At 72.9% G+C, this 8,296-nt stretch carries 7 protein-coding genes; 1 reads left to right on the top strand and 6 read right to left on the bottom strand.

Features of this window, described 5'->3' with window-relative positions:
• Window positions 1–103 precede the first annotated feature (103 nt).
• Window positions 104–1,603, top strand: coding sequence for a DHA2 family efflux MFS transporter permease subunit (locus tag ACZ66Z_RS29790; protein ID WP_469938457.1), 1,500 nt, complete (start codon window positions 104–106; stop codon window positions 1,601–1,603).
• An 83-nt stretch (window positions 1,604–1,686) separates the two neighbouring features.
• Here the strand turns inward: ACZ66Z_RS29790 and ACZ66Z_RS29795 are convergent, their stop codons facing one another.
• The 6 genes from ACZ66Z_RS29795 to ACZ66Z_RS29820 form a co-directional block, all read right to left on the bottom strand.
• Entirely contained in the window at window positions 1,687–3,195 is a 1,509-nt protein-coding gene (locus ACZ66Z_RS29795; RefSeq protein WP_469938459.1) for a DUF4246 domain-containing protein, read from the bottom strand.
• Window positions 3,196–3,338: 143 nt separating this feature from the next.
• Window positions 3,339–4,007, bottom strand: coding sequence for a pyridoxine/pyridoxamine 5'-phosphate oxidase (locus ACZ66Z_RS29800; RefSeq protein WP_469938460.1), 669 nt, complete (start codon window positions 4,005–4,007; stop codon window positions 3,339–3,341).
• Window positions 4,008–4,032: 25 nt separating this feature from the next.
• The gene (locus tag ACZ66Z_RS29805) at window positions 4,033–5,970 is read right to left on the bottom strand and encodes an ABC transporter permease (protein WP_469938462.1); all 1,938 of its coding nucleotides are present in this window, start codon (window positions 5,968–5,970) and stop codon (window positions 4,033–4,035) included.
• Between the two features lie 92 nt (window positions 5,971–6,062).
• Window positions 6,063–6,887 (bottom strand): molybdate ABC transporter substrate-binding protein, encoded by an 825-nt coding sequence (modA, locus tag ACZ66Z_RS29810; RefSeq protein ID WP_469938464.1) that lies wholly within the window; start codon window positions 6,885–6,887, stop codon window positions 6,063–6,065.
• 90 nt (window positions 6,888–6,977) lie between these two features.
• The gene (locus ACZ66Z_RS29815; protein WP_469938465.1) at window positions 6,978–7,364 is read right to left on the bottom strand and encodes a TOBE domain-containing protein; all 387 of its coding nucleotides are present in this window, start codon (window positions 7,362–7,364) and stop codon (window positions 6,978–6,980) included.
• A gap of 110 nt (window positions 7,365–7,474) precedes the next feature.
• Window positions 7,475–7,987 carry a molybdopterin-dependent oxidoreductase gene (locus ACZ66Z_RS29820; RefSeq protein WP_469938467.1) on the bottom strand — a complete coding sequence of 171 codons (513 nt, stop codon included), beginning with the start codon at window positions 7,985–7,987 and terminating at the stop codon, window positions 7,475–7,477.
• Window positions 7,988–8,296 lie beyond the last annotated feature (309 nt).

Below are 8,296 nucleotides of genomic sequence, written 5' to 3' on the forward strand. Positions count from 1 at the left end.
CGGTGCCGGAAGGATTCGGGGAAAACCGATGAGTTCTTCCCGGCACCGCGGTCTCCAGAGTGACCCGCCCCGAGCGGAGGACACTCACCTGACGGAAGGCACCATGCTCGCTCCCCACGCGCCGCCCACGTTCCCGGCCGCCCGCGTCACCGCCGTGCTGCGGATCCTCGTGCTGTCCACCTTCGTCGTCCTCCTCAACGAGACGATCATGGTCAACGCGATCCCGCGGCTCATGCGCGAGTTCGAGGTCACCGCGGCCGCCGCGGGGTGGCTGTCCACCTCCTTCATGCTCACCATGGCCGTCGTCATCCCGGTGACGGGATGGTTCCTCCAGCGCGTGACGACCCGGACCGCCTTCGGCCTCGCCATGGCGCTGTTCCTCGCCGGCACGGCGCTGGCCGCGGCCGCGCCCGCCTTTCCCGTGCTGCTGGCGGCCCGTGTCGTCCAGGCCAGTGGCACCGCCGTCATGATGCCGCTGCTCATGACGACGCTGATGACCCTCGTGCCCCCGCACGACCGCGGCCGGGTCATGGGCAACATCACCCTCGTCATCTCCGTCGCCCCCGCCCTCGGCCCCGCGGCCTCCGGCGTGCTGCTGCAACTGGGCTCCTGGCGCCTGTTGTTCCTGGCCGTGCTGCCCATCGCGGGAGCCATGGCCCTCTTCGGCCGGCGCCACCTGGTCGACATCGGCGAGCCGCAGGCCGGCCCCATCGACTGGCTGTCCGTCCCCCTGGCGGCCGTGGGCTTCGGCGCCCTCGTCTACGGCCTGAGCGGGCTCGGCGCCGAGGGCTCGGCCCAGGCCCCCGTGCCCCCGGTGGTCACGACCCTGGCCGGCGGCGTGCTGGTGGGCCTGTTCGCATGGCGACAGCTGGCACTGCAGCGCTCGTCCACACCGCTCCTCGACCTGCGCACCCTGACGTACCGGCACTTCTCCGTGGCGCTCGGCCTGATGTGCCTGTCCTTCATGGCCCTCATGGGCGCGTTCGTCCTGCTGCCGATCTACCTGCAGGAGGTGGTCGGCCTCTCCTCGCTCCAGACCGGTCTGCTCCTCATCCCCGGCGGCCTGACCATGGGTCTGCTCGGCCCCCAGGTCGGCAAGCTCTACGACCGGCTCGGCGCACCGCGCCTGGTCGTGCCCGGAGCCGTCCTCACCGCGGCCTGCCTCGCCCTGTTCGCCCTGACGGGCGAGCAGACCTCACCGTGGCTGGTGCTCGCCCTTCACGTGGCCCTGAGCGCCGGCATGGCGTTCGTCTTCACCCCGGTCTTCACCTCCGGCCTGTCCGTACTGCCGCCGCACCTCTACCCCCACGGCTCCGCCGTCCTGGGCTCGCTCCAACAGGTCGCGGCCGCCGCCGGCACCGCCCTGGTCATCAGCGTCATGTCGGGGCACGCCGCCACGGCGGCGGTCGACGGCGCGGACGCCACCGGCGCCCTGGCGACGGGCATCCGGTGGGGATTCGGCGTCGGTGCCGTGATCGGCGGGCTGACCGTGCTGGTCGCGCTGCTGGTCCGCACCCCGCCCACCCCGCCGCAGCCCGCCGGGGCGGAGGCCCAGGACGGGGACGGCACCACGGACAAGACCGCCCGGACGCCCGCCCACTGACGCCGGAGCACCGCGGTCCGGCGCCCGGCGCCCGGCCGCGGTGTCCCCGTCCGCCGGGCGCGCGTGTGCGGGGCGGGCGGGCCTCAGTGCTCGCAGAGGGAGAACTCCCGCTCGTACAGCTGCTCGTTGTGCTCGTCCACGAAGAACGAGCGTTCCTTCATGAGCTGTTCGCGGAAGTCCTCGGCCTGTTCGAGCGTCATGGTCGAGGTCTCGGACCACGGCTGCTGCGGCGGCACGTCGGAGGTCGAGACGATCCTCTCCGACGGGTCGACCAGGAAGAACGCGAGGATCTTGCGGTGCCCCGGGCGGGTGGGATCCACGAGGCGGAACGAGCCGACGCGGTGCTGCAGGACGTTCGGGAAGGCCAGGCAGCGGCCCGCCGGGGTCGACGCCGATCCCAGCACCTGGTTCAGCGCGTCCTCGTCCTCCAGGCCGTAGACCTCGCGCAGACCGTCGTCGTCGTTCTGCTCGTAGTCCGGGTCGTCGAGTGCCGCCCGGAAGCCCAGCCGGCTCTCGGTGATGTTCTCGCTGTCCCAGTAGTAGATGCCGGTCGAGACGATCCGCTCGTTCAGCATCCCCTCGACGTGCCAGGAGCCGCCGGGGTACTCGGGCTTGTCCGGGGTGAGACGGATGGTGGCGAGCTTGACGACGACCTGGAGGCGACGGCCGCGCAGGTCGACCCGGGCGGACGCGTCGGGCACCTCGGGCGGGGTGAAGGCCGGGGCGTCCGGGACGACCGGACGGCGGTTCTCCCACCAGTCGTCACGGGCCCGTGCCCACGCGTCACGGGCTTCCGCGTAGGCCTTCTCGTCGTCGTAGGAGGATCTGATCGGATGCGCGGGCTCCGAGTCGTACCACCCGTAGGGGTCGGCTTCGATCCGCGGGGGCCGCGGACGGCGCAGATCGGTGAGCACGTTCTCCCACAGCGGGCGCAGGCGCGCGAACAGGTCCGGCAGGACGGCGGCGAGTTCGCGATGGGTCTCGGGGTGGACGTTGTTGACGTACGACCGGAAGGCGACCTCGCCGTCGTCACTGACGTCGACGTCCGTGGGCAGCCACTGGAACCTCTCCGAGAACTCGTACGTCGAGTAGCGGTCCGTCGGGTTCCGCCACGCCCGCTCGGGCGCGCCGCTCACGTCCCTCACCAGACAGAAGAGCGAGGGGTGGACCAGGTCCAGGACCTGGCCGTCGGATCCGGGATGCCAGTCCCGCTCCGCTTCGGGGACCTCCTCCAGGACCCGGACCGCCTCGCGCAGCCGGGACCGGAGCTCGTCGTCGACCAGTGCGTCCGACTGCCACACCCCGTCGACGGCGGACACCTCGACGCCGGTCCGTCCGTCCCGCAGCGCGGCGTAGTGCACGAGCTCGGCGAGCACGTAGCGGACCTGCGCTTCGGTGAGGCCCTGGGCGACCGCTTCCCGCGTCCACCTGGCGACGACGTCGGCGTCGTTCATCTTGTCGAACCAGCCCGGCTTCGCCCGGAGGTGCGCGCTGCACCGCATCATCTGAAGTTCCCGCAGCGTCCGGGGCGTCGCGAACGACAGGGAACGGGAAGCGCGGAAGGGCAGCGGGAAAGCGGACAGGCCGGTCAATTCTCTTGTTCCTCACGGTCGGTGTGCGGTGGCGGGAAGAATACGTCAGCGGACCGACACCGCAGCCGTGGTCCCCGCCGACGCCGCACGGAGCGCCACGGGGGGCCGTACGAGACCGGATGCGAGGCCTGGCGGACCGACGGTCAGGCCCAGAGCCGCCGGCGCTGCCAGCCGGTCGTCTCCCTCTCGTACCGCAGACGGACGTGGGCGCGGGTCGCGGCGGCCTGCCAGAACTCCACCACGTCCGGGACGACGGTGTAGAGCGTCCAGGCGGGGGCGACGAGGTCCGGCTCCGCCTCGATCCTGGCGAGGCCGTCCCGCAGGGCCCGGTCGCGCTCGTCGGAGTCGTCGAGGTAGCGGCTCTGCCGACCGAGCAGGGCCTCGGCCCTGGCCGTGGCCGAGCGGGCGAGGAAGTCGGCGGCCGAGCGGTCCGCGGACTCCGGGCGGACCGCGCCGCGGACGCGGACCTGGCGGCCGAACTCCGCCCAGTAGAAGGTGAGCGCGGCGCGCGGAGTGCCGGTGAGCTGGATCCCCTTGGGACTGGTTCCGTGCGCGGCGAACTGGAAGCCCGAGGCGTCGACGTTCTTGAGGACGAGGACCCGGGCGTCGGGATCGCCCGCCTCGTCCACGGTGGCGAGGGTCATGGCGTGCGGGTCCGGGATTCCGGCCCCGACGGCCTCGCCCAGCCACGCGAGGAAGAGCTCCGACGGCTCGGCGGGGGCCTCGTGCGGCACGAAGTCGGGGAGCGGGCGGGCGAACACCTCGATGCCGCGCAGCCAGTCCCGCACCGTGGGGGCGTCGTGCTCCGTCATGTGGTCCTCGTTTCGTTCCGGCGGGTCAAAGGGGCACGACCGTCGTCTCGGTCGCCTTGAGGCTCGTCCAGACGGACACCCCGTCGGCGAGGCCGAGTTCGGCGGCGGCCTGAGGGGTGATCTCGGCGACGAGGTCGGGCGCCTCGTGGGAGGTGATCAGGACGCGCAGTCGGCTGCCGCTGGTGGTGATCTCGCGCACGGTGCCGGGCCAGACGTTACGGGGGCTGCCGGCGGGCTTCTCGCGGTGGACGGACACCGCCTCGGGCGCGACGATCGCGAGCGCGGGGGTGCCGGAGGGCGGTGGGTCGGCCGCGACGAGGACACCGCCGCCGTCGAGCGCGAGGCCTTCCGCGGTGGCGGTGCCGGGCCACGCGTTGCGGCCGAGCATGCGGGCGACCCAGGGGGAGCGGGGGTGGCGGGTGACCTCGGCCGGGCTGTCGTCCTGGAGGGCACGGCCCTCGTCGAGGACGAGCACGCGGTCGGCGAGCGAGACGGCCTCGACGGGGTCGTGGGTGACGATGAGGCAGACGCCGCCGAACCCGGCCAGGTGCGTGCGCAGGGTGTGGCGGACGTGGGCGCGGGTGGTCTGGTCGAGGGCGGCGAGCGGTTCGTCGAGGACGAGGAGCCGGGGACGGGCGGCCAGCGCCCGGGCCAGGGCGACCCGCTGGGCCTGGCCGCCGGAGAGCTGGGACGGCTTCCTGTGTCCCAGGTGGCCGACACCGAGGCGGTCGAGCCAGGTCCGGGCCTCCCGCCGGGCCTCGGCGCGCGGGACGCCCTGGGAGCGCAGGCCGTAGGCGGTGTTGGCGAGGGCGGTCAGGTGGGGGAAGAGGGCGCCGTCCTGCGGTACCCAGGCGACCCGGCGGCGGTGCGGGGGCAGGGCGGTGACGTCGGTGTCGCCGAGGGAGAGGTCCGCGCGGGCGCGGGGCGTGAGGCCGAGGAGGGCCCGGAGCAGGGTCGTCTTGCCGGCGCCGTTCGGCCCCACGACGGCGATCGTGGTGCCCGGTTCGGCGTCCAGGGTGAGCCGGGTGAAGCCGGTGACCTCGGCGTGCAGCGCCCAGCGCCCCTCGGGGGGGACGGACGGGACGGCCCGCGCCGGTGGGGCTTCGTCGATCGGCTCCGCGTCGGCCCCGGGGGCGGCGGCACGGCGGACGCGGGCGGCCGGGGTGCCGGTCCACCGTCCGCGCAGGGCGATCAGGACGCCCATGGCGATGGCGAGCAGCAGCAGCGAGACGGAGGTCGCGGCCTCGGGCGCGTCCTGGAGCAGCAGATAGACCTGGAGGGGGAGGGTCTGGGTGGTGCCGGGCAGGTTGCCGGCGAAGGTGATGGTGGCGCCGAACTCGCCCAGTGCCCGCGCCCAGGTCAGGGCCGCGCCGGCGAGGACGCCGGGCGCGACCATCGGCAGCGTGACGGTGAAGAAGACCCGGACCGGCGAGGCGCCGAGCGAGGCCGCCGTCTCCTCGTACCGCGGCCGCAGCCCGCCGAGCGCGCCCTCCAGGCTGATGACCAGGAACGGCATGGCCACGAACGTGGCGGCGAGGACCGCGCCCGAGGTGTGGAACGGCAGCGTGATGCCGAACGTCGACTCCAGCCACGGCCCGAGGAGGCCGCGCCGCCCGAAGGCGAGCAGCAGCGCGACGCCGCCGACGGTCGGCGGCAGCACCATCGGCAGCAGCACCAGCGAACGGACGAGGGACTTGCCGGGGAACGGCACGCGGGCGAGCAGCCAGGCCAGCGGGACGCCGAGCAGCAGCGAGAGCCCCAGCGCCCAGAAGGACACGAGCAGCGAGAGCTTCAGCGCCTGGACGGTGCCCGGCGAACTCAGATGACCGGCGAGCCCGCCCCACTCGGTCCGCGCGAGGATCCCGACCAGCGGCAGGGTCAGGAACGCCACGGCCGTCAGCGCGGGCAGGACCAGCGTCAGCGGCGGGCGGGCGCCGGACCTGTGCGTGTGGTGTTGTTTCATCGATCGACCCCGCAGCGAGCAAGACGTGAGGACGAGGGGCTGCCCGTCCCCCGGCACGGGCAGCCCCTCGCGATCCGTGTGATCCCGGACGGTTACGGCTTCTGGAAGCCGGCGTCCTGGAGGATCTTCTGGCCCTCCGGGGAGGAGAGCCAGGCGACGAACGCGGCGGCGGCCTCGGTGTTCTTCGAGTCCTTGAGCGTAGCGGCCGGGTACTGGGCGACGGCGTTCTGCGCGTCGGGGATCTCGACGGCGTCGACCTTGTCCTTGGCGCTCTCGGCGTCGGTCCTGTAGACGAGTCCGGCGTCGGCCTCGCCCAGCTCGACCTTGCTGAGCACCGCGCGGACGTTGGGCTCCTGGGAGACCGGCTTCACGGTGATCTTCTGGGCGTCGAGGACCTTCTTGCTGTACTTGCCGGCCGGTACCTCGGGGGCGGCGAGGACGACCTTGAGCTTGGTGTCCGCGAGGTCCTTCAGCTCGTCGACCTTGAAGGGGTTGCCCTTGCCGGTGGCGATGACGAGCCGGTTCTTGGCGATGACGGCCGGCGTGCCGGTGTCGGCCTTCACCTTGTCCATGCTCTTGGTGTCGGCGGTGACCAGGACGTCGGCGGGGGAGCCCTGGGCGACCTGGGCGACGAGTTCCTGCGAGCCGGCGAAGGAGAAGGTGAGCTTCGTGCCCGGGTGGGACTTCTCGTAGACGGCACCGGCCGTCCTGAACACGTCCGTCAGGGACGCGGCCGCGAGGACGGTCAGGTTCGCCGACGGCGCGGAACCCGCCGAGCCGGAGGCGGAGGCCGTGGAGCCGCTCGTGTCCTTCTTGGCGTCGTCGTTCGACGAACAGGCCGCGAGCGGGACGAGGAGGGCGGCGGTGAGGGCGGCGGCGGCCGTACGGCGTCCGGCGGGGGTGAGGGCGAAGGACATGGGGTCCGGATCTCCTGGGGACGAACGGAAGGTGCGACGGGGGCCGGCCGCGTCGGCGGCCGAGGCGTATCGGTGGTGCGTGAGGGGTGGTCAGGTGCGGTCGATGTGCACGCTGGTCGATTTCACGCGGGCGGTGGCCTGCATGCCGACTTCCAGTCCCAGCTCCTCCACTGCCTCACGGGTGAGGAGGGAGACCAGGCGGTGCGGCCCGGCCTGGATGGTGACCTGGGCCGCGATGTCACCGAGCTTGATCGCCGTGACGATGCCCGGGAACGCGTTGCGCGCCGTCGTGTACGACGCGTCCTCGTCGCCCTGCGAGATCTCCACGGAGAAGGCGGCCAGCGACGTGCCGTCGATGACGCGCCGGCCGCTCTCGTCACGGTGGGTCGCGAGCCGGCCCGCGTCCGCCCAGCGCCGGGCGGTGTCGGGGCTCACGCCCAGCAGACGGGCGGCCTGCCCGATGGTGTAGGACTGCATATGCGACACCGTAGGGCTATCTGGCTCTCATCTGCAACAAATCCGTAGGACCCTCCATCGCGAATGAGAGGGGGGTTGGAGGAAGAGACGAGGGGGGCCACCCGGTGGTCTCAGCCCTCGGACGGAGGGGTTCCGGGAAGCCGGTGGACGCCGATCCAGATCCGGGTGACGGCACTGACGTAGCGGGCGCCGCAGCGGTCGGACGGGACGACGAGGTGAGTGCCGACGGCGTCGAGGTCCTCGTCGTCCATGCGGGTCGCGAGCAGTACGGGGGCGTTGCCGAAGTCGGCGTCGATCTCCGCCCAGGACAGGACGGTGTGGTGCCCGTCGCCGCCGGTCACGGCCACCAGGAAGCGCGAGCGCTCCTTGCGCCGGGCGGGGTCGAAGCCGGGGCGGGCCACGGCCATGACCTCGCGCAGCAGCGGGCCCGTGAAGGTGTGGTGCTGCGGCCCCGCCGTGGCGCAGTCGAAGACCACCTCGGCCCGGTGCTGATCCCATCCTCGGCGCAGCTCGGCGACGGTGAGGACGGCGGGGCCGGCCACGTCCCCCCAGAGCGCGAAGGATCCGGGGGGTGCGGGCGTGGTGACGGGCGTGGCGTGAGGTGCGGCGCTCGGTCGGCTCATCGTCGGTCCCTTCGAGGCGGTCGGTGCGGCGGTTGCGCGCAGTGATACCCGACCCTCGGAGCGGAGAACCGTGTTTGCCAGTTGAATCCGGGCTACGAGCCGGTATTTGTGAGCTTGCTACGAGGTGGCGGCTCATATCCTCCCGGGTCATCGACCGACGCTCCGCGCCTGCCGGTCGAGGGCGAGCCAGACGCGGTCGCGGGTCACCGGCAGTTCGGTGAAGCGGATGCCCGTGGCGTCGCGCAGGGCGTTCGCGAAGGCGGGGGCCACCGGGTTGAAGGGGCTCTCGCTCATCGACTTGGCGCCGAG

The sequence above is a fragment of the Streptomyces sp. NPDC107498 genome, assembly GCF_055582805.1.